Genomic DNA, 19,816 nt, shown 5'->3' on the forward strand with positions numbered 1-19,816 from the left:
CTAGCCTCCCCCGGAGTGGGGTCTTTCCTACCGTGCCAGCGTGGCCAGCGTGGCGGTGGCGAACTCCTTGGCCGAGTGGTTCCACCGGGCCAGCAGGCCCTGCAGGTTTTCGCCGTCCGCACGATGGGCGGGCAGCTGGTCCTGGAGGGTGGCCAGCACGCCGGTCCGCAGCTCGGTGTTGAAGTTGACCTTGCCTACGTTCATGGCCGCGGCTTTCACCAGTTCCCCGGCGGGGATGCCGGAAGCGCCGTGCAGCACCAGCGGAATGTGGATTCGGGCCGCAATGTCCTGGAGCACGTCCCAGCGCAGCCTCGGCTCGCCCTTGTACTTGCCGTGGACATTGCCCACGGCCACGGCAAGCAGTTCCGCGCCGGTACGGGACACGAAGTCCTCCACCTGCGCCGAGTCGGTCAGGCCTGCAACGTCGGCGCCGGACTGGTCTGCACCGAAGGCGCGGTCCTCGTCGCCGGCCAGGCCGCCAAGTTCCGCTTCGAGCACGACGTCCGGGCCCAGCAGGGCGCGGGCCGACTTGACCAGGGCAATGTTGTCCTCGTAGGGAAGGGATGAACCGTCGGCGAGGACCGAATCCGCCCCTGCCGCGACGGCGTCGGCCATCACCTTGAGGTCGCTGGCGTGGTCAAGCTGCACGGCAACCGGAACCGCGGCCGCGTCGGCCAGGGTGCGGAGCGCCGCTATGAGCCTGAGCCCGTTCGCGGTAGCCGCGGTCTTGGGTGCCACCAGCAGGATGGCACCACGTCCTGATTCCTCTGCGGCGCCCACCACGGCCAGCGCGGTGGTGAAGTCGTAGCAGGTGAAGGCCGGCACGGCGGAACCCTGCTGCAGGGCGGTGGTGACCAGGTGGTCCAGTCGGGTACGCATCAGACGCCCAGGCCTCCCACCAGGATCCAGGCCACGAAGGTCAGCGCGAAGCCGGCCAGGCCCAGGATGGTAGTCAGGACGGTCCAGGTCTTCAGGCCGTCCGAGACGGTCAGGCCGTAGTAGCGCACCACCACCCAGAAGCCGGCGTCCGTGACGTGGGAGAGGCCCAAGGCGCCGAAGCCGATGGCGATCACGATCACCGCGATCTGGGCCGGGCTGTAGCCGCCGCCGCTGACCGCTGCGGAGAGCAGGCCGGTGGTGGTCACGATGGCCACGGTGGCCGAACCCTGGGCGGCACGCAGTGCGAGGGAAATGATGAAGCCGAGCAGCAGCAGCGGCACGCCGAGCGTGTCCAGGGTCTTGGAGAGCGCCCCGCCGATGCCCGAGACCTGCAGGACGTTGCCGAAGACGCCGCCGGCAGCCACCACCATCAGGATGGAGGCGATGGGAGGCAGGGCGCCTTCGAAGATTTCACCGGTCTCCTTGAAGGACCAGCCGCGGCGGACCGCGAGCAGGAAGAAGGACAGCGCCACGGCCACCAGCAGGGCCAGGAACGGGTTGCCGATGAAGGCTGCCAGGCCGTAGAGGGGATCGCTCTTGGGGAGGATGAGGGTGCCGGCGGTACCCAGGAGGATCTGCACGATCGGGGCGGCGATCAGGAAAATGATCAGGCCCGGGCGAGGGGGTGCGATGGCGGCGGCACCGGGGCCGTCGTGGCCCACCTTGACCAGTGAGTCGGAACCGAACTCCTCCACCTGGGTCTTCACGGCCGGCAGCAGCTCGTAGTCCTTGCGGTTCATGATGGACGCCACCCAGTAGGACAGGAAGCCGAGCGGAATGCAGATGAGCAGTGAGATCAGGGCGATCAGCCCGATGTCGGCACCCAGCACGCCGGCGCCGGCAACGATTCCCGGGTGCGGCGGAACGGCCACGTGGATGGCGAGCATGATGCCGGCCATGGGCAGGCCGAACTTGACCGGGTGGACCTTGGCGATCTTGGCGAAGGCGTAGACGATGGGGACCAGCACGATGATGCCGACTTCGAAGAACACGGGGATGGCCACCAGGAAGCCGACGGCGGTCAGCGCCACGGCCACCCGGCGGGCGCCGAGTTTGCGGGTGAAGTGGTCGGCCAGCGACTGGACACCGCCGGAGACCTCGATCATGCGGCCCAGCACGGCGCCGAGCGCGATCAGGATGGCCACCTTGCCCATGGTGCTGCCCACGCCGCCGGACACCACGGTGAAGATGTCCTGCAGCGGGATCGTGGCGGCCACGGCAACCAGGATGCTGACGGTCAGCAGGGCCACGAACGCCTGGATCTTGAAGCGGATGATCATCACCAGCAGGATGGCGATGCCAACGGCGGCGATGGTGAGCAGCAGCGGGGTGCCCAGCTCCACGGCGGGCTTGATGGCCGGGGCATCGGCCGCCCGCTGTATCAGCGGGCTCATCAGGTGGTTCACGGGAAATGTCTCCTTTGACGTGCCGGTCCGGGGCAGACGGGCATCAGGTATCACGGCGGGGATGGAACGCTGCGGAACAAAGCCGCAACGCTGGGAGGTACGACGACGGCGGAGGGGGACCGCCGTCGTCGTACCGTTCGGGGGGAGAGACGCTTACTTGGTCCGCTTGGCCGGGGCGACCACCTTGATGACGGCGGAGTCATCTGCCGCGGCGAGGCCCTGGGCCTGGCCCAGCAGGTAGAGCTGCTCGGCGGCGGCGGCAACGGGGGCTGCCAGCCCGGCCGCGCGGGTGGCTTTGCCCACGATGCCCATGTCCTTGACGAAGATGTCCAGGCGGGACAGGACCTCGGCGCCTTCCTCGTTGTAGGCCTCCAGGATGCGGGGGCCACGGTTGGAGAGCATGAAGGAACCGGCAGCGCCGGCTTCGAGGGCGGCGAGGGTCTTGGCCTGGTCCAGTCCCAGCGCGTCGGCCAGGGCCAGGGCCTCGGCGGCCGCGGCGATGTGGACGCCGCACAGGAGCTGGTTGACGGTCTTCAGGGCCTGGCCGTCGCCGGGGTTGTCACCCACCACGGTGAGCGTGGAGGCCAGCAGGTCCAGGGCGGGGGCGGCCTTTTCGCGGGCTTCGGGGGACGCGCCGACGACGATCAGCAGGTCGCCTTCGCCGGCGCGCTTGGGGCCGCCGGACAGCGGGGCGTCCACCAGGTCCACCCCGTATTCGGCCAGCTTGGCCACGGTGGCGGGGATGGCGTCGGTGCCCACCGTGCTGCCGAGGATGACGACGGCGCCCGGCTCCAGGACGGAGGCCACGCCGTTTTCGCCGAAGAGGACGTCGTTGAGCTGCTCGCCGTTGCGGACGGCCAGGAGGACGGCGTCCGCTCCCTTGGCGGCTTCGCGGGCGGTGGTGAAGGTGGCGATGCCGGCTTCTTCGGCGAGCTTGAGGCGGGGCTCGGCGATGTCGAAGCCGTGGACTGTGAGCTGGGAGGCCAGTCGGGTGGCCATGGGCAGGCCCATGGCGCCGAGGCCCAGGACGGTGATGGTGTAGTTGCTGGTCATGGTGTTCTCCGTTGAATTTGTTCGGAACTCTTAGAACTTGTTGCTGAGCTTGCGGGTGACCTGGGCCAGGGAGTCGTCGTCGCCCACGTTGCCGGCGAACACGATGTAGGGGATGCCCTTGGCGGGGCCGTCCACCGGTTCCCAGAGGCTGACGATGCCCGGGAGCATGGGGCCGCGGACAATGCCGTGCCGGATTTCCAGGCCGTGGGCGGCGACGTCGGAGGACGTGATCCCGCCCTTGGCGATGACGAACCGCGGCGGGAAGGTCTTCAGGGTCCGGTTGACCACGTCCACGACGGCGGCGGAGACGGTACGGGCGATCCGCAGGCTTTCGGCGGGGTCGTCCGTCTTGATCAGCAGGCGGCTGGTGTGGACGATCACGTCGCCGGCGTGTAGGGCCTCGACCACGGCGTCCACCGTGCGGTCCAGGTGCTCCTTGGCGTTGGGGTCGGCTGTTCCAGCTTCGGCGGCGAGGAGCTTCTCGACGTCGATCTCGATGATGCGCGCCGAGCTGTGTTCGGCGGTGAGGACGTTGAGCTGCCGTGTGGTCACGCCGACGTGCGAGCCCACCACGATCAGGCCGCCCGCCTCCGACGGGGTGTTGCCTGCGTAGGCCTCTTCGGAAGTCAGTGCGGCCCGGATCTCCTGGCCGATGCGGCCGCGGACGAACGGCGGGCCCACTCGGTACAGGAGCTTCTTGCCGCGGCGTTCTGCCTCTTCCAGTCCCAGCGCCAGGGCGCGGAAGTCATTCTCGGTGACGATGTCCGCCACGATGGGCGTGGAATCGGTGGCGGGCTCGATGGCGTCCGCGATCGCCTTGGCGGAGATGGCTGGGTCCTGGGCGGCGGCGCCGGCACGGATGATGTTCAGGTCCAGGACGATCACTGAGTCCGCCGGGAACCTGCCCTGGGATTTCTCGGCGACGTAGTCGGCCATGACGGAGGTGCTGAAGCCGAAGGACGCATCCTTGGCGAATTCGGTCTCGGAGACGGGGACCACGGTGCCCTTCGCGTCACCGGTGCCGCGCATGTAGTGGACGCCGCCGATGGTGAGCCGGCCGGCGTCTGGGAATGCGGGGACCAGGACCACGCCGTCGGTCTTCTCGCCGCTGACCCCGGCAACGGTGGCCGCGATGACGTCAGGCTCCAGGGGGTAGTGGCCGCGGAGGGTGGAGTCGCTGCGGCTGACGAATCCCAGCCGCAGGGAGTCGGGCGATCCTGCCGCCGCGAGGGCGTTGCGGACCACTTCCTCATTGCGGGCAGCCGCTTCGGCGGGGTCGAGGGACCGGGTGTTGGTGAGGACGTAGACCGCGGGCTTTCCCTGCGCAAAAGCCCAGCTGAAGTCCTCTACGTCCCATCTGGTGAGCACGGGGAGGTCTGCCACGGACTGGGTGCCGGTGGGGTCGTCGTCGAGCACCACCAGGACGCGGGGAACCTCTGCGTTGGAAGCGGCCAGGGAGCCGGCAACGAGCCCTGCGGGGATCTCGAGGTCAGCCGGATAGGCGGCCAGAAGGTCTGCTTCAAGCGTCACAGTGCACTCCATTGTGTAGCGATCCGGGACCCGGATACTGATGTAAAGGTAACTGTAAGATGTCTGACATCTTGCATTTGAATGTTAGTGTGGCACACGGCATAAAGACGCGCAAGTAGACTTGTCTGACATATCCGCCGGGCGTTGGCCGGAAGCAGGAAGCGGGGGAACCATGGCAAGGAAATCGCTGGTCGGCATCGTGGCCGATGAGCTGCTGGACCGCATTATCGAAGGCGAGTTTCCGCCCGGCGCCACGGTTCCGGGCGAACTGGAACTCAGCGCCCGCCATGAAGTCAGCCGCATGACGGTCCGTGAAGCGATGAAGACGCTCCAGGCCCAGCAGATCCTCAGCGTCGAACGAGGGCGGGGGACGTTCGTCAACCCCCTGAGCCGGTGGACATCGCTGGAAGCGGTGCTGCGGGCGGCATCGGAGGGCAAGAACGACGCCGACGCCTCCATCCAGCTCATCGAGCTCCGCCGGATGCTGGAAACAGGAGCCTGCGAACTTGCCGCCGGACGCATCTCGGAGGAGGACATTGCCTCCTTGTTCGCCTACGTCTCGGCCATGAAGGCCGCCAACAGCATCAACGACGTCGCAGCGTTCGTAGAGGCCGATCTCGGCTTCCACGATGTCATCCTGCGCGCGTCGGGGAACGTCTTCGTCTCCGTCCTGTTCGAGCCGCTGCACCGCGTCCTGGAAAAGCGGCGCGCCGAGACGTCGGCGGTACCGGCCATCCAGGAACACGCCATCGGACACCACCAGAACATCGCCGAGGCCCTTGAGTCCCGCGACCCGGCCCGCTCCCGCACCGCCATGGACGCCCACATGCAGCAGACCCTGGACGACCTGCGGAACCTGGTCCTGCCCGCCAAGTGAGCCCGCGGGCGGCCTGCATGAAGGGGGCCGGCCCCTCTGGTCAACGCTCTCGCAGTGCCACTAGGCTTCAGGGACGGCCCGCAACCGGGAGCAACGATGATCACGAGGAGCGAAGTTGTCCAACCACACGTACAGCATTTCTGAAATTGTCGGCACCTCCACCGAAGGCGTGGACGACGCGGTCCGGAACGGGATCGCCAAAGCCTCCCAGACCCTCCGGAACCTCGACTGGTTCGAGGTGAAGGAGATCCGCGGCCACCTGGAGGAGGGCAAGGTCGCTGACTGGCAGGTAACCATCAAACTCGGCTTCCGGCTGGAAGATCACTGAACACCCCAGCGTTAACGCCGGGAGGTCGTGAGGCGATGGCTTCACGACCTCCCGATTTTAAGTTTGGTGCCCCGGGCCCGTGCGTTAGTTGGCTGTTCCCGGGCTGCGGCGCCGCCAGACCGTTGGGACGCCGTCGAACGCGGGGAAAACCTGGCCTTCGAAGAAGGACAGGACGGTGCGGGAATCGGAGTCCGGGCTCCAGAGTCCGGAGGCCGGGCAGTGCGAACCCGTGGCTGTGGACGTGGCGCCGGCGGAGGCCTGGCGTTCCTTCAGCAGTGCGATGCGTTTCATCGTTGAGACCATCCTGGGGTGGTAAGAACCGGGCGGGGAAGCTTGTTCTTCAACCCTAGGAAACAGCCGGCCGAAGCCCAATGGGCGGCTGGCCAGAATCGGTGCCATTCGCTGGACGAATGTACAGTTACGGTACCGAGCCGCGGCGCTTAGTCCGCCGGCCCGCCGTCGGCCACCGTGGCTGCGTCCCGCAGCGCGCCTGCATCTCCCGCACCGGGAGCACTGGGGGCACCCAGGCTGCCAAGCAGGGCCAATGCGTCCGACGACGGCGAGCCCGGACGAGCGGAATACACCCGCAGCATCTGGTCGGGATCCTCCGGCAGGACCAGGTTCTCGAAGTTCAATTCCAGGTCGCCCACCGCCGGATGGTGCAGCCGGACAGTGCCCGCCGCCCTCGTGGCCACCCGGTGCCCGGCCCACCACTGGCGGAAATGCTCGCTGTTCACGGCCAACTCCCCCACCAGGTGGTTGGCCTGCGGATCGTTGGGATGCCGGCCCACGTCGAGCCGAAGGGATCCGGCGGCTTCGGCAGCCACCGTCTTCCAGTCCCTGAAAAGCTCCCGCGCCGCTGGATCAAGGATGGTCCAGCGGGTGAGGTTCCGCTCCGCCGCCGGCAGCGCCGGAAAATCGGCGAACAGCAGGAACGCCATCCGGTTGCCGGCCAGGACATCGCTGCGCCGGCCCAGCACCAGGGCGGGCACCTCCCCCACCGCGTCGAGGAGCTGGCGCAGCGCGGGCCGGACGCCCTGCGCTGCGGCCGTACCGGCCTCGCGCGGACCACCGGCACAGTTCTCCAGCAGGTCCAGCATGTGCGCGTGCTCGCTGCTGTCCAGCCGCAGCGCCCTCGCGACGGCGTCCAGGACGGTGCGTGAGGGGTGGATGTTGCGCCCCTGCTCCAGCCGGACGTAGTAGTCGGTACTGACCCCGGCCAGCCGCGCCACTTCCTCCCGCCGCAGCCCCGGAACCCTGCGGGCACCGGTGCTGGGACCCGTTCCGGCAACCTCCGGACTCAGCCGGGACCGCATGGCTTTGAGGAATTTTCCGAACTCGGCGCTTTGACCCATGCAGACCATTCTGCCCGGGAAGGGTGCCCCGCTCCACCCAAAAGGTAGGTCTGGGAATCCTAGGAAAAACAGGAACAGCCTTCTCTGCTGACTTGTCGGGCAAAAGTGCATAGGCTCAGGAGTGAGCCAGCGGAAACCGCTTTCTTCGTCGAGCAGCCGGCACCGATCCACATCACCATCGTCCTAGGAGCACACCCATGTCAGAGCTGACACTCAACAACGGCGTCACCATCCCGCAACTTGGCTTCGGCGTTTTCCAGGTTCCGCCGGAAGACACCCAGCGCACCGTCGAGGACGCCCTCGAGGCCGGCTACCGCCACATCGATACCGCCGCCGCCTACCGCAACGAGGCCGGAGTGGGTGCGGCGCTTGCCGCCACCGGCATCGCCCGCGACGAGATCTTCGTAACCACCAAGCTGCGCAACGGCGAGCAGGGCCGCGCGCAGGAGGCGTTCCAAAACAGCCGCAAAGCACTGGGCCTGGACTTCATCGACCTCTACCTCATCCACTGGCCGGTGCCCTCACAGGGTTTGTTCGTCCAGGCGTGGAAGGAGATGGAGCGGTTGTACCAGAACAAGGAAATCCGCGCGATCGGGGTCTCGAACTTCTTGTCCGACCACCTGGACACCCTGCTTGAGTCCGCCGAAACCGTCCCCGCCGTCAACCAGATCGAACTGCACCCCAGCTACCAGCAGGCGGACCTCGCCGCAAAGTGCCGGGACCTGGGCATCGCCGTGGAGGCGTACAGCCCGCTGGGCCAGGGCGGGGACCTGAACGGAAACGCCGTCACCGCGATTGCCAGCGCCCACGAGGCCACCACCGCCCAAGTGGTACTCGCCTGGCACCTGGCCCAGGGAAACATCGTCATCCCCAAGTCGGCCAACCCCGGCCGGATCCGGGAAAACTTCGCGGCATCATCGCTCACGCTCTCCGCCGACGAACTGGCCGCCATCACGGCGCTTGAGTCCGGTGCCCGCATCGGGTCCGATCCCGCCGTCGCGGCCTTCACCCAGATGTAGGTTTCGACAAGCCCGACCACCTGGCCGACAAGCTCCACCACCGAAAGGAATTTCCGTGCAGTACACCCACCTGGGCCGCTCCGGCCTGAAAGTTTCCCGCCTCTGCCTTGGCACCATGAACTTCGGGCCGCAGACGGAGGAAGCGGACGCCCACAGCATCATGGACTCCGCCCACGCGTCCGGCATCAACTTCTTCGACACCGCCAACGTCTACGGCGGGGCAGACCACCGCGGCTGGACCGAGGAAATCATTGGGCGCTGGTTCGCCAAGGGCGGCGAGCGCCGCGAGCACACCGTCCTGGCCACCAAGCTCTACGGCACCATGACGGACCGGCCCAACGAGTCCAAGCTCTCGGCACTGAACATCCGCAGGGCCCTGGATGCGAGCCTCAAGCGGCTGCAGACGGACTACATCGATGTGTACCAGTTCCACCACATCGACCGTGACACACCGTGGGACGAGATCTGGCAGGCCATCGAAGTGGCGGTGCAGCAGGGAAAGATCCTGTACTCCGGCAGCAGCAACTTCGCCGGCTGGCACATCGCCCAGGCCCAGGAAGCGGCGCGGCGCCGGAATTACACCGGGCTGGTCAGCGAACAGTCCATCTACAACCTGTTCATGCGGCAGGTGGAGCTGGAAGTCATCCCGGCGGCCCAGCAGTACGGCCTGGGCCTGATCCCCTGGTCACCGCTGCAGGGCGGCTTGCTGGGCGGCGTGCTGAAGAAGGAGCGGCAGGGCGTGCGGCGTACCGAAGGCCGCGCCGCCGAGACGCTGAAGAAGCATGAAGACCAGATCCGCCAGTACGAGGACTTCGCCGACGAACTGGGGCACGAACCGGGCGACGTCGCACTGGCGTGGCTGCTGCACCAGCCCGCCGTGACCGCCCCGATCGTGGGCCCGCGCACGCAGGAACAACTGGATGCCGCCATCCGCGCCCTGGACGTCACACTCGACGCAGACGCGCTCAAGCGGCTTGACGACATCTTCCCCGGCCACCGCACGGCACCGGAAGACTACGCGTGGTAACTCCCCTGGCTGCCGGCACGGTGGCGCCACGGAACCTCCTCTTCATCGGCGGCACCGGGGTGATCAGCGCGGCGGCGGCCGAACACGCCGTCGCGCTCGGCGACCGGCTGACCATCCTGAACCGGGGCCAATCCACCAGGCCGGTTCCGGACGGTGCTGAAGTGCTGCACGCGGACGTCCGGGATGCGGCCGCGGTCCGTGAGGTGCTGGGCGGCAGGGAGTTCGACGCCGTGGCGGACTTCATCGCCTATACCCCGGACCAGGCGCAAACCAGCATGGATCTGTTCCGGGACCGGGCGGGCCAGTACGTCTTCATCAGCTCCGCCTCCGCCTACCAGAAGCCGCCCACCAGGCTGCCCATCCTGGAGTCCACGCCGTTGAAGAACCCCTTCTGGCAGTACTCCCGGGACAAGATCGCGTGCGAGGAGCTGTTGTTCCGGGCCTACCGGGAAGAGGACTTTCCGCTGACCGTGGTCCGGCCGTCGCACACCTACGACCGCACCAAAATCGCCATGGTGGGCGGCTGGACGGACATCCACCGGATGCGGAGCGGGCTTCCGGTCATGGTGCATGGCGATGGCACGTCACTCTGGACGCTGACGCACAGCAAAGACTTCGCGAAGGCGTTTGTTGGCCTGCTCGGAAGGCCCCAGGCGGTGGGTGAAAGCTACACCATCACCTCCGACGAATACCTGCCGTGGAACCAGATCTACCGGCTGTTCGCCCGGGCGGCCGGCGTCCGTGAACCCGAACTGGTGCACGTGGCATCCCAGACCATCGCCGCGCACGACCAGGAACTGGGGTCAAACCTGCTGGGCGACCGGTCCCACTCGGTGGTCTTCGATAACACCAAGATCAAATCCTTGGTCCCGGACTACACCGCCACCATCCCGTTTGCGGACGGAGCCCGGGAAATTGTCCAGTGGTACGACGCCCACCCGGAGCTGCAGCAGGTCAACGAGGCCTACATGCAGCTTTCGGACAAGCTCACCGGCTGGGCCCGGCAAGGCGCCTGATCCGTACCTGCCGGCGTGGCCGGCCTGCCGCACCATCCCGCGGCAGGCCGGCCACAGTGCCGCTGTGCTAGATTTCGGCGCATGACCCCACCCCCTCCCAGCCATCCTGCCGACGGGCCTGTCGCCGCCGCCATCGAACTCCTGGCAAAGCAGGGTTTCGATGCAACGTCTGTTGAGGAACTCGCGGAGGCCTCGGGCATGAGCCGCAGCACGTTCTTCCGGAGGTTCGGATCCAAGGAGGATGTGGTCTTCGCTGACCACGAGCGCATCCTGCAGCAGGTGAACACCCGGCTGGCGGACTCACGGCTGGAGCCACTGGCCGCCGTCGCGGACGCCGCGCTCCTGGTGTTCGACCACCACTTGCGGAACCGCGCAACGTCCCTGGCCCGGTACGGGCTCCTGCAGGCGGTGCCGGCCCTCCGGGACCGGGAACTGGTCACCTCCCACCGCTATGAACGGGCATTCCTGCGGTACCTCAACGACACCCTGCCCAGGGACGGCCGCCGCGAGTACGCGGCCGTTGCCTTCGCCGCAGCCGTGGTGGCCGTGCACAACGCCTTCCTGCGGCAGTGGCTTCGCGCGCCCTTCGCGGCCGGGGAATCCGGGCAGCCTGACAGGTCGGCAGCCCTCGCCCGTGAACTCGCGGCCCTGGCCGAAACGTTCCGGCCAACCCTCCTCGGTCCCGGCGCCCCTGTTGACGCCACGGAGCAAAGGGCGGCCACCGTCGTCGTCACCGTGCTCGCCGGCCCGGCAGACAAGGATGCCATCGCCCGGGCGGTCCGCGATGCGTTACCCTGACGCCCAGCCGCATCTGGTACGGAGTTTCTTGACGTGGAACTGCGTTTCAGTGCATTCTTAGTCGGTGCGGCGTGAGCCACATCACCCGGGTGGCCCGCAGCCGCCGCTGAACCAGAGGATGCAGACATGACGACGACGTCGCCCAGCCCAGCACCCACCGTCACCGGCGGTGCGCCGGACTTCCCGGCCGGGACGGTGGAACCCGAGTACCTTCTCACCGAGGCCCTCGGCACCGATCCCGCATCCGTCTTCGCCGGCATCAGCGCCGAGGACCGGAAGTACTGGGACCGCGCCCGCTGCTTCGTCCAGGAGGAAGTCCTCCCCGTCATTGACGGCTACTGGGAGCGCGGCGAGTACCCGCTCCACCTCCTCCACCGCCTCGGCGAACTGGACCTGCTCCGCGACGGCACCGCCGTGGACGGCTTCGAACCGATGAGCAGCATGGCCGCCGGACTGGTGAACATGGAAATCAGCCGCGGGGACGGATCCGTGGCCACCATGATCGCGGTCCAGGGCGGCCTCGCCCTGCGGTCCGTCGCCGAGTGCGGATCCGAGGCGCAGAAGGAACGCTGGCTGCCCGCGATCGCCCGCGGAACCGAGTACGCAGCCTTTGCCCTCACAGAGCCCACCCATGGATCCGACTCCGTAGCCCTGGAAACCACGGCAACCCGCACTGACGGCGGATTCCTGCTCAATGGCGAAAAGAAGTGGATCGGCAACGGCTCCATCGGCGGGGTCAGCGTTGTCTGGGCGCGCGGCGACGATGGCCAGGTGCACGGCTACCTGGTCCCCCAGGATTCCCCCGGCTACGCCGCCACCAGGATCGAGGGCAAGCTGGCCCTTCGCGCCATCTGGCAGGCCCACATCCGGCTGGAGAACGTCTTCGTCCCCGAAAGCAACGTCCTGCCGGGCGCACGCACGTTCAAGGACACCGCCCGCGTCCTGTTGGCGACCCGGCTCGGCGTGGCCTGGTCCGCCGTCGGGCATGCCACGGCCTGCTACGAGACAGCCGTCCAGTACGCCAAGCAGCGCAAGCAGTTCGGCCGGCCGCTGGCCGCGTCCCAGATCATCCAGGAGCGCCTGGCGCGGATGCTCAGCGAACTGGCCACCATGCAGCTCATGGTGGTGCAGATGACCCGGCTCGACGAAGCCGGAACGCTGACCCCGGAGCAGGCCTCGCTGGTCAAGTACACCTGCACCCGGACGGCCCGCGGGATCGCCTCCAATGCCCGCGACATGTTGGGCGGCAACGGCATCCTGCTGGCCAACCGGGTGGCCCGGCACCTGGCCGATATCGAAGCGATCCATACCTACGAAGGCACCGAAACCGTGCAGGCCCTGATCATCGGCCGCGCCATCACGGGTGTCTCCGCCTTCGCCTGACCCTTACCGGCTGACTTTGGCCGCCCCATCGTCCCGAAAGGACTGTTCTTGAACCAGAACGCCAACATCCCCGTCATCCTCGGCGGCGCCCGGACACCTTTTGGCAGGTTCCGCGGCGGCCTCACCCCCTTCTCCTCGAGCGAGCTGGGCGCCCACGCGATCCGGGCGGCGCTGGAACGGACGGGCGTGGCCCCGGAACTCATCGGAGCCGTCATCGTGGGGCAGGTCATCCAGGCCGGGGCCGGCCAGGGCCCGGCGCGGCAGGCCAGCCTGGCCGCCGGCATCGGCTGGGACGTTCCCACCATCACCATCAACAAGCTCTGCCTGTCCGGCCTGACGGCAGTCATTGATGCCGCCCGGATGATCCGCACCGGCGAAGCCGACTTCATTGTCGCCGCCGGCCAGGAGTCCATGACCAATGCGCCGCACCTGGTCCCCGGGCTGCGCGCCGGCGTCGTCATCGGCGATGCCCCCATGCTGGACTCCCTGAACCATGACGGGCTCCAGGATCCGGTGAGCGGCAAACTGATGGGCGAGGCAACTGACGCCGGAAATGTTGAGCGCGGGATCACCCGTGCCGAGCAGGACGCCGTGGCCGCCCGCTCGCACCAGCGTGCCGAAGCGGCGCGCGCTTCCGGTGCCCTGGCAGAGGAAATCGCGCCGATCCAGGTACCGCAGCGCAAGGGCCCCGCCGTGACCCTTGAGCACGACGAGGGCATCCGGCCGGACACCACGGCCGAATCGCTGGCGCAGCTCCGGCCTGCCTTCTCAAAGGATGCCGCAGCCACCATCACCGCCGGCTCGGCGTCGCCCCTGTCCGACGGCGCGGCGGCGCTGGTGATTGCCAGCAAGGCCGCCGCCATCGCCGCGGGGCTGGAATGGATCGCCGAGATCGGCGCACACGGCCAGACTGCAGGCCCGGACGGATCGCTGCACTCCCAGCCCGCCCGGGCCATCGAGCGTGCCCTCAAGGTCGAGGGCCTCAGCACGCAGGACCTCGACCTGGTGGAAATCAACGAGGCCTTCGCCTCGGTCCTGATCCAGTCCGCGAACGATCTTGGCATCGACGCCGAAACGGTCAACGCCGAGGGCGGGGCGATTGCCCTGGGCCACCCCGTCGGCGCCTCGGGCGCCCGCCTGGTGCTGCACCAGGCATTGGCGCTGAAACGGCGTGGCGGCGGCACCGGCGTCGTAGCCCTCTGCGGGGGCGGCGGCCAAGGCGACGCCCTCATCCTCAAAGCCTGACCCTCCCACCAGCGAGTCCCTCCCACCAAGGAAGCAGGCCATGACCAACACCAGCACCGCCGACGGTTTTGCCACCATCTCCGTCGCCGCCATCCTGGCCGAATCGGCACACCGGACCCCGGACAGCATTGCCCTCGTCGTCGGTGAGGACCAGGTCAGCTACCGGGACCTGTGGAGCCAGACCCGCGCCTACGCCGGAGCGTTGCGGGCCCGCGGCATAGGTACGGGAGACGCCGTCGCCGTCCTGATTCCCAACGTTCCGGACTTCGCGCGGGTTTACTACGCCATCCTGTCCCTGGGCGCCATCGTGGTCCCCGTGCACGCCTTGCTCAAGGCCCGTGAGATCGAATATGTCCTGCAGGACAGCGGGGCCGGGCTGCTGATCTGCGCTGCCCCGCTCCTGGCCGAGGGTGCGGCGGGTGCTGCCGCCAGCGGAGTGGACGTGGTGACGGTGTTGGCACCGGACGACGACGGGTTCCCCCGGCTGGAGACGGAGGCCGCCGCCGCCGACCCCATCCGGACCTATGAACCCTGCCGCCCCTCGGACACGGCCACCATCCTTTACACCTCGGGCACCACGGGCAAACCGAAAGGGGCGCTGGGCACGCACTTCGCCCTGGTGGAACAGACCAGCGTCCTGCTCACCAGCGTGATGGACTTCCGGCCCGGCGACGTCCTGTTCGGTGGACTGCCCCTGTTCCACACCTTTGGCCAGACCGTTGTCCTCAACACGGGACTCCGCGCCGGCGCCACGATCGTCCTGATGCCGCGATTCACCGGCGCAGACGCCCTGCAGCTGCTGGTAAAGCACGACGTGAACATCTTCCTCGGCGTGCCCACCATGTACGTGGCTCTCCTGGAAGCCGCCAAGTCAGCGCCTGAACGGCCGGCGGCCTTGCGGTACGGCATCTCCGGCGGGGCCTCCCTTCCGCTGGCCGTGATGGACCGGTTCCGCGACGTCTTTGGGGTGGAAATCCATGAAGGCTACGGCCTCACCGAGACCTCCCCGGTGGCCGCCTTCAACCACGTGGGCACCCCTCCCCGGCCGGGAACCATCGGGGTCCCGATCTGGGGCGTGGATATCGAGATCGCCCGTCCCGAGACGGTGGAAAGCATCGAACTGCTGCCCAACGGGGAACTGGGCGAGCTCGTGATCCGCGGACACCTGCTGATGAAGGGCTACCTCAACCGCCCGGAGGCAACGGCAGAAGCCGTGGTGGACGGCTGGTTCCGCAGCGGCGACCTTGGGACAAAGGACGACGACGGCTACCTCACCATCGTGGACCGCAAGAAGGACATGATCATCCGCAACGGATACAACGTCTATCCCCGGGAGGTGGAGGAAGTCCTGCTGACCCACCCGGCCGTGGTCAGCGCCGCCGTTTACGGAATTCCGGACGAGATGCATGGGCAGGAGATCGCGGCCGCAATCGTACTGGACCCGGGAGCCGCCGTCACCGAATCCGAGCTGGTCGAGTTCGCCAGCACCCGGCTGGCGGCCTATAAGTACCCGCGGGTGGTCAGGATCCTCTCCGAACTGCCCCTCGGACCAAGTGGAAAGATCCTCAAGCGGAAACTGGCCGGGGACGCCGGCTAAGCCCGCGGGACCGGCACACCGGAGGACAAACCCCAAAGCTTCCCCCGAAACCTCATGGACGAAGGCACCGCCGCGGCCGATTCAGGGCAGACTGATGCCATGACACTTGCACCGCTCATCCCCCTCAATGACGGCAACAGCATTCCCCAAATGGGCCTTGGCACCTGGCCGCTGGACGACGACCAGGTGGCTGCCGCCGTCGTAGAAGCCGTGGAAGCCGGGTACCGGCACATCGATACCGCCGTGAAGTACGGCAACGAACGCGGCGTGGGCAACGGCATCCGGGCGAGCGGACTGGACCGCAGCGAGCTCTTCATCGCCACCAAGCTCGACGGTGAGTTCCAGGGCCACGACCGCGCCGTCTCAGGGCTGGAAGACTCGCTGAAACGCCTGGGCCTGGAGTACGTTGACCTTCTGCTGATCCATTGGCCCCTCCCGGGCAGGGACCAATATATTTCCACCTGGCAGACGTTCGAGCGGCTGCAGGCGGAGGGGAAGGCCAGGTCCATTGGGGTGTCCAACTTCAAGCCGTCGCACCTGGAGCGCCTGATGGCGGAGACGGACGTGGTGCCCGCGGTCAACCAGGTCCAGCTCAGCCCCGCAATTACCCGGACCGCTGAGCGCGAATTCCATGCCAGGCACGGGATCGTCACGGAATCCTACAGCCCATTGGGCGGATCCGGAGCCGGTTTGCTGGGTGCCCCCATTCTGGCGCAACTGGCGGAAAAACACGGGAAAACACCCGGCCAGCTGGTCCTGCGATGGCACATACAAAACGGATTGGTAACGATTCCCAAGACCTCTTCCCCGGAGCGGATGCGGGAGAATCTGGACGTGTTCGATTTCGCCCTGGATCCGCAGGATCTAGCGGAACTTTCGGTATTGGACGAGGGTCCCGGCGCCGGCAACGATTCCGACAAAACCGGGCATTAAGAACAGCCTGGACAGCACTTTTCCAGAAAACAGGTTGGCAAATAGATAGTAAGCATGATTACTATTGAGCCAGAAGGATGAAGTGCCTCCGGGACCCGGAGGCCTCCTCTACCTAGGAAGAGAGCAACAAATGGGATTTATTGCATTTCTGATTCTCGGACTTATCGCTGGTGCGATCGCTAAGGCGATCCTCCCGGGCAGGCAGGGTGGCGGCTGGGTCGTCACGCTGATCCTGGGCGTTGTTGGCGCGCTCCTCGGCGGCTGGCTGGGCGGAATGATCTTCGGCAGTGGACTGCAGGAGTTCTTCTCCATCCAGACGTGGCTGCTGGCGATCGTCGGCTCGCTGATCGTCCTTGCCATCTACGGCATGGTCACTCGGCGCAGCGCCCGCTAACAGCTCGGGCAAGCCAGGAAGCCGGCTTGGGGACACCCTCCCCAGGCCGGCTTTCATTTTCTCCGGCAACGGGTGCCCCCGCGTATGCCGGAACTGACAACCCTCTCGCAGAGCAGGAGTTCATCATGAAAAACAAGCTTCTTTTGGGTGTGGGCGTGGCTGTCGGCTACGTTCTCGGCTCACGGTCCGGCCGTGCAGCGTATGACAAGCTGAAGGCCCGCGCGGCCGGCCTGTGGGACAGCAAGCCGGTTCAGGACAAGGTGGCAGCAGCCACGGAGGCCGTCAAGGAAAAGGCCCCTGAAGTGGCCGACCAGCTCGGCGAAGCCGCCCGCAGGGCAGGCACTGTGGTTGGCTCGGCACTGCACCGCGAGGGTGCCTCCGACGGGAGCCGGACCTCCGCCACCGTTACCGGCACCCCACCGGCTGAGAGTGCGGCGGGGCTGGGCGAGGACCACATTCCCGCCCACAGCACCCACCCGGAGACCACCAACCTTGGCACCTCGGACGCGACCGCAGGAAAGGCCTGACTCCAGGTCTATTTGTTTGCATTTAGCGCTGCGGCCGTGTGACAAGCACAGCCGGCCAGTGTTGTGCTACAACTGAATCGCCTTGCTGGCCGTCGCGATCCTTGGGGGACGCGGCGGCCGGCATCGTCTTAAGTGTGGCGGGGTCACTTCCTTAGGCAAAATTCCTGCCCCGCGACAGCACTTAGCCCCGGCTGGTCCCGGGCAGGGCGCGCCCCGCCACCACCGTCGCGTCCAAGTCCTCCGAGCGGACCGTCTGCGTCCGGAACCCGGCCGCAGCCAGGATTGCAGATGTGCCGGCCGCCTGGCGTTCACTGGTTTCGATCAGCAAGTGTCCCCCGGGCGCGAGCCACTCGATGGAGCCGGCGGCAACGCGGCGGTGGAAGTCCAGCCCGTCCTCGCCGCCGTCCAGTGAAGCCACCGGCTCGTAGAGCCGGGCTTCGGGCGGCATGGTCCTGATGGCCCCGGTGGGCACATAGGGCGCGTTGACGGCCAACAGCCCGACCCGGCCGTGCAGCGAGGAAGGGAGTGCCTCGAACAGATCGCCCCGATGGACGCGGCCGCCCAGCGGCCCGATGTTTCGCATCGCACACCGTGCGGCTGTGGCGTCGATGTCGGCCGCGTGCAGCTCCACACCGGGCAGCGCGTAGAGGATGGCAGCCCCCATGGCGCCGGACCCGCAGCACAGGTCGACGACCACCTGAGCTACCGCCAGGGAAGAGCCGGACAAGAGGGCCACAGCATGGTTGACCAGCAGTTCAGTACGGCGACGCGGTACGAAAACCCCGGGCTCGACAACAATGCGGCGGCCCGCGAACTCCGCCCAGCCCAGCACGTACTCCAGCGGCACCCCTTCAACGCGCCGCTGCACATTCAGCGCGAGCTCCGCAGGCCCGGACGCGTCCGACAGCAGCAGCCGGGCCTCCTCCTCGGCGAAAACGCAGCCGGCGGAACGCAGGAGGGTGGCGATGTGGCCGAAGGCCCGGGTGGGGTGGCTGTCAACGGCGCTTGATTCAGGATCTGGCATATCGACGCCTCTCATGTGAATCAGCGGGAACACTCACCGACACCGTCCGCCACCAGTCTGGACCGGCATGCGGTGGACAACGAAAACTGCAGAAGACGGCATCGTCGCCTGCTGCAACAGCCGGACTTCCCCATGCTAACGGCCAGCCCGATGCAGGGAAATGGGGCCAAGTGTTGAAAGGATGGAACCATGACCACCGGCACAGCCAGCAGCGCTCTTTGGATCGGCAGCTACACCGACGACGCAGGCGGCCGTGCCAGCGGCATCGGCGCGGTGGGCACGCGCCAGGACGGAAGCCTTGAATGGCTGGGCACGGCGGTCGAGGCCCCGTCGCCGTCGTTCGTGGCCGTCCACCCAACTCAGCCGGTGGTGTACGCGGCCGCCGAGCACCGCCAGGAAGTGCGGGCCTACCGCCGCCGGGGCAATTTCGGTTTGGAGCCGCACGGACAGCCCCAACCGGCCGGCGAGGCCACGTGCCATGTCGCCGTGGATCCGGCCGGGCGGTTCCTCACTGCGGCGTGCTGGGGTGACGGTCAGGTCCTCCTCTACGAATTGGATAACGACGGCGCCATCACCGGGCGGTTCCCCGGCGCACCATCGGTGGATCCCTACGCCGGCACGGCCCCCGGCAGCCCCAGGCAAAGCCGCGCCCACGCCGGCCTGGTGCTGCAGGACGGCCGCATCATGACCACCGACCTGGGCCATGACGTGCTCCGTATCTGGAACTATGTGCCGGGAACCGGGCTGGTTCCCGACCATCATGTGGTCCTCCCCCGCGGCAGCGGTCCCCGGCACATGGTCCAGCACCATACCGGCGCCGTTTTCATCGTGTCCGAATACTCCGTGGAGGTCTTCGTGGTCCGCGCGGCGGCCGGCACCTACGAACTGATATTCAGCGGACCGGCCACGGCAAGCGGTGGCAAGGACAGCGATTCCGCGGCCGAGATCTGCCTCGGCCCCCAGGGCAGGTTCGCCTATGCCGGTGTCCGCGGCTCGAACATCATCAGCGTCCTGGCCGTCACAGAAGGCGGCACGGAACTCATCCCCGTCAAAGACGTCCCCAGTGGCGGTGACTGGCCCCGGCACCACCTGGTCCGGGGAAACCGGCTGCACGTAGCCCACGAACGGTCGGACAACATCGCCACATTTGACCTGGACCCCGCCAGCGGCATCCCCGGCCCGGTCCTGCACCGCCTTTCCACCCCGTCACCCACCGCCCTCATAAACGCCGGTTAACAGCAAGGCACCAGGGAACGCCAGCTTCCCCAAACGCTGGAGTAATCCGGTGCAAGCGCTTACAGTTGTGACTTGGTTCACAAGGACAGCAAGCTGCCCTTTCGAGCTCTCCTGCCGCATCCCCATGTC

General features: G+C 67.4%; 19 protein-coding genes and 1 pseudogene. 13 read left to right on the top strand and 7 right to left on the bottom strand.

The window, feature by feature from the left end; all coding sequences use genetic code 11:
- Positions 1-27: 27 nt before the first annotated feature.
- The 4 genes and pseudogenes from AC4EEO_RS16915 to AC4EEO_RS16930 form a co-directional block, all read right to left on the bottom strand.
- Positions 28-879 carry a class II fructose-bisphosphate aldolase gene (locus AC4EEO_RS16915; RefSeq protein WP_491329186.1) on the bottom strand — a complete coding sequence of 284 codons (852 nt, stop codon included), beginning with the start codon at positions 877-879 and terminating at the stop codon, positions 28-30.
- The gene (locus AC4EEO_RS16920; RefSeq protein WP_018763730.1) at positions 879-2,345 is read right to left on the bottom strand and encodes a GntP family transporter; all 1,467 of its coding nucleotides are present in this window, start codon (positions 2,343-2,345) and stop codon (positions 879-881) included. Before AC4EEO_RS16920 ends, AC4EEO_RS16915 begins: the two co-directional genes overlap by 1 nt.
- Before the next feature lie 159 nt (positions 2,346-2,504).
- A pseudogene (locus AC4EEO_RS16925) lies at positions 2,505-3,398 on the bottom strand (NAD(P)-dependent oxidoreductase); the annotation flags it as partial.
- Between the two features lie 30 nt (positions 3,399-3,428).
- Positions 3,429-4,928 carry a four-carbon acid sugar kinase family protein gene (locus AC4EEO_RS16930; RefSeq protein WP_018763732.1) on the bottom strand — a complete coding sequence of 500 codons (1,500 nt, stop codon included), beginning with the start codon at positions 4,926-4,928 and terminating at the stop codon, positions 3,429-3,431.
- A 172-nt stretch (positions 4,929-5,100) separates the two neighbouring features.
- On the opposite strand from AC4EEO_RS16930, the gene AC4EEO_RS16935 reads away from it, so the two are divergent.
- Positions 5,101-5,805, top strand: a complete 705-nt coding sequence (locus AC4EEO_RS16935; RefSeq protein ID WP_018763733.1) for a FadR/GntR family transcriptional regulator — start codon at positions 5,101-5,103, stop codon at positions 5,803-5,805.
- A 115-nt stretch (positions 5,806-5,920) separates the two neighbouring features.
- On the top strand, positions 5,921-6,133 hold the full coding sequence (locus AC4EEO_RS16940; protein WP_018763734.1) for a dodecin: 213 nt from the start codon (positions 5,921-5,923) through the stop codon (positions 6,131-6,133).
- A gap of 84 nt (positions 6,134-6,217) precedes the next feature.
- Here AC4EEO_RS16940 and AC4EEO_RS16945 read toward each other — a convergent pair whose 3' ends face one another.
- The gene (locus AC4EEO_RS16945) at positions 6,218-6,424 is read right to left on the bottom strand and encodes a hypothetical protein (RefSeq protein WP_018763735.1); all 207 of its coding nucleotides are present in this window, start codon (positions 6,422-6,424) and stop codon (positions 6,218-6,220) included.
- Between the two features lie 149 nt (positions 6,425-6,573).
- The gene (locus tag AC4EEO_RS16950) at positions 6,574-7,488 is read right to left on the bottom strand and encodes a helix-turn-helix domain-containing protein (protein WP_109863642.1); all 915 of its coding nucleotides are present in this window, start codon (positions 7,486-7,488) and stop codon (positions 6,574-6,576) included.
- 197 nt (positions 7,489-7,685) lie between these two features.
- On the opposite strand from AC4EEO_RS16950, the gene AC4EEO_RS16955 reads away from it, so the two are divergent.
- The 10 genes from AC4EEO_RS16955 to AC4EEO_RS17000 all read left to right on the top strand — a co-directional run bounded on the left by AC4EEO_RS16955 (position 7,686) and on the right by AC4EEO_RS17000 (position 17,427).
- A complete protein-coding gene (locus AC4EEO_RS16955) occupies positions 7,686-8,507 on the top strand; it encodes an aldo/keto reductase (protein ID WP_133831210.1) in 822 nt (273 codons plus the stop codon).
- Between the two features lie 55 nt (positions 8,508-8,562).
- Complete coding sequence (locus tag AC4EEO_RS16960) at positions 8,563-9,534, top strand: aldo/keto reductase (protein ID WP_018763738.1); 972 nt, start codon at positions 8,563-8,565, stop codon at positions 9,532-9,534.
- Positions 9,528-10,550: an NAD-dependent epimerase/dehydratase family protein gene (locus tag AC4EEO_RS16965; RefSeq protein ID WP_491339337.1), complete on the top strand. Its 1,023-nt coding sequence runs from the start codon at positions 9,528-9,530 to the stop codon at positions 10,548-10,550. Before AC4EEO_RS16960 ends, AC4EEO_RS16965 begins: the two co-directional genes overlap by 7 nt.
- 81 nt (positions 10,551-10,631) lie before the next feature.
- Positions 10,632-11,348 carry a TetR/AcrR family transcriptional regulator gene (locus AC4EEO_RS16970; RefSeq protein WP_018763740.1) on the top strand — a complete coding sequence of 239 codons (717 nt, stop codon included), beginning with the start codon at positions 10,632-10,634 and terminating at the stop codon, positions 11,346-11,348.
- A 126-nt stretch (positions 11,349-11,474) separates the two neighbouring features.
- Positions 11,475-12,731, top strand: a complete 1,257-nt coding sequence (locus AC4EEO_RS16975; protein ID WP_491329182.1) for an acyl-CoA dehydrogenase family protein — start codon at positions 11,475-11,477, stop codon at positions 12,729-12,731.
- Positions 12,732-12,779: 48 nt separating this feature from the next.
- Positions 12,780-13,976, top strand: a complete 1,197-nt coding sequence (locus AC4EEO_RS16980) for an acetyl-CoA C-acetyltransferase (RefSeq protein WP_018763742.1) — start codon at positions 12,780-12,782, stop codon at positions 13,974-13,976.
- 40 nt (positions 13,977-14,016) lie between these two features.
- Entirely contained in the window at positions 14,017-15,573 is a 1,557-nt protein-coding gene (locus AC4EEO_RS16985; RefSeq protein ID WP_109863648.1) for a long-chain-fatty-acid--CoA ligase, read from the top strand.
- Between the two features lie 99 nt (positions 15,574-15,672).
- Positions 15,673-16,506, top strand: a complete 834-nt coding sequence (locus AC4EEO_RS16990; RefSeq protein ID WP_491329180.1) for an aldo/keto reductase — start codon at positions 15,673-15,675, stop codon at positions 16,504-16,506.
- A gap of 130 nt (positions 16,507-16,636) precedes the next feature.
- Complete coding sequence (locus tag AC4EEO_RS16995) at positions 16,637-16,900, top strand: GlsB/YeaQ/YmgE family stress response membrane protein (protein WP_018763745.1); 264 nt, start codon at positions 16,637-16,639, stop codon at positions 16,898-16,900.
- Between the two features lie 125 nt (positions 16,901-17,025).
- Positions 17,026-17,427 carry a hypothetical protein gene (locus tag AC4EEO_RS17000; RefSeq protein WP_109863649.1) on the top strand — a complete coding sequence of 134 codons (402 nt, stop codon included), beginning with the start codon at positions 17,026-17,028 and terminating at the stop codon, positions 17,425-17,427.
- Positions 17,428-17,608: 181 nt separating this feature from the next.
- Here AC4EEO_RS17000 and AC4EEO_RS17005 read toward each other — a convergent pair whose 3' ends face one another.
- The gene (locus AC4EEO_RS17005) at positions 17,609-18,451 is read right to left on the bottom strand and encodes a putative protein N(5)-glutamine methyltransferase (protein ID WP_018763747.1); all 843 of its coding nucleotides are present in this window, start codon (positions 18,449-18,451) and stop codon (positions 17,609-17,611) included.
- 189 nt (positions 18,452-18,640) lie between these two features.
- On the opposite strand from AC4EEO_RS17005, the gene AC4EEO_RS17010 reads away from it, so the two are divergent.
- The gene (locus AC4EEO_RS17010) at positions 18,641-19,687 is read left to right on the top strand and encodes a lactonase family protein (RefSeq protein ID WP_285318610.1); all 1,047 of its coding nucleotides are present in this window, start codon (positions 18,641-18,643) and stop codon (positions 19,685-19,687) included.
- Positions 19,688-19,816 lie beyond the last annotated feature (129 nt).

Source organism: Pseudarthrobacter sp. MOO13, from assembly GCF_058267655.1.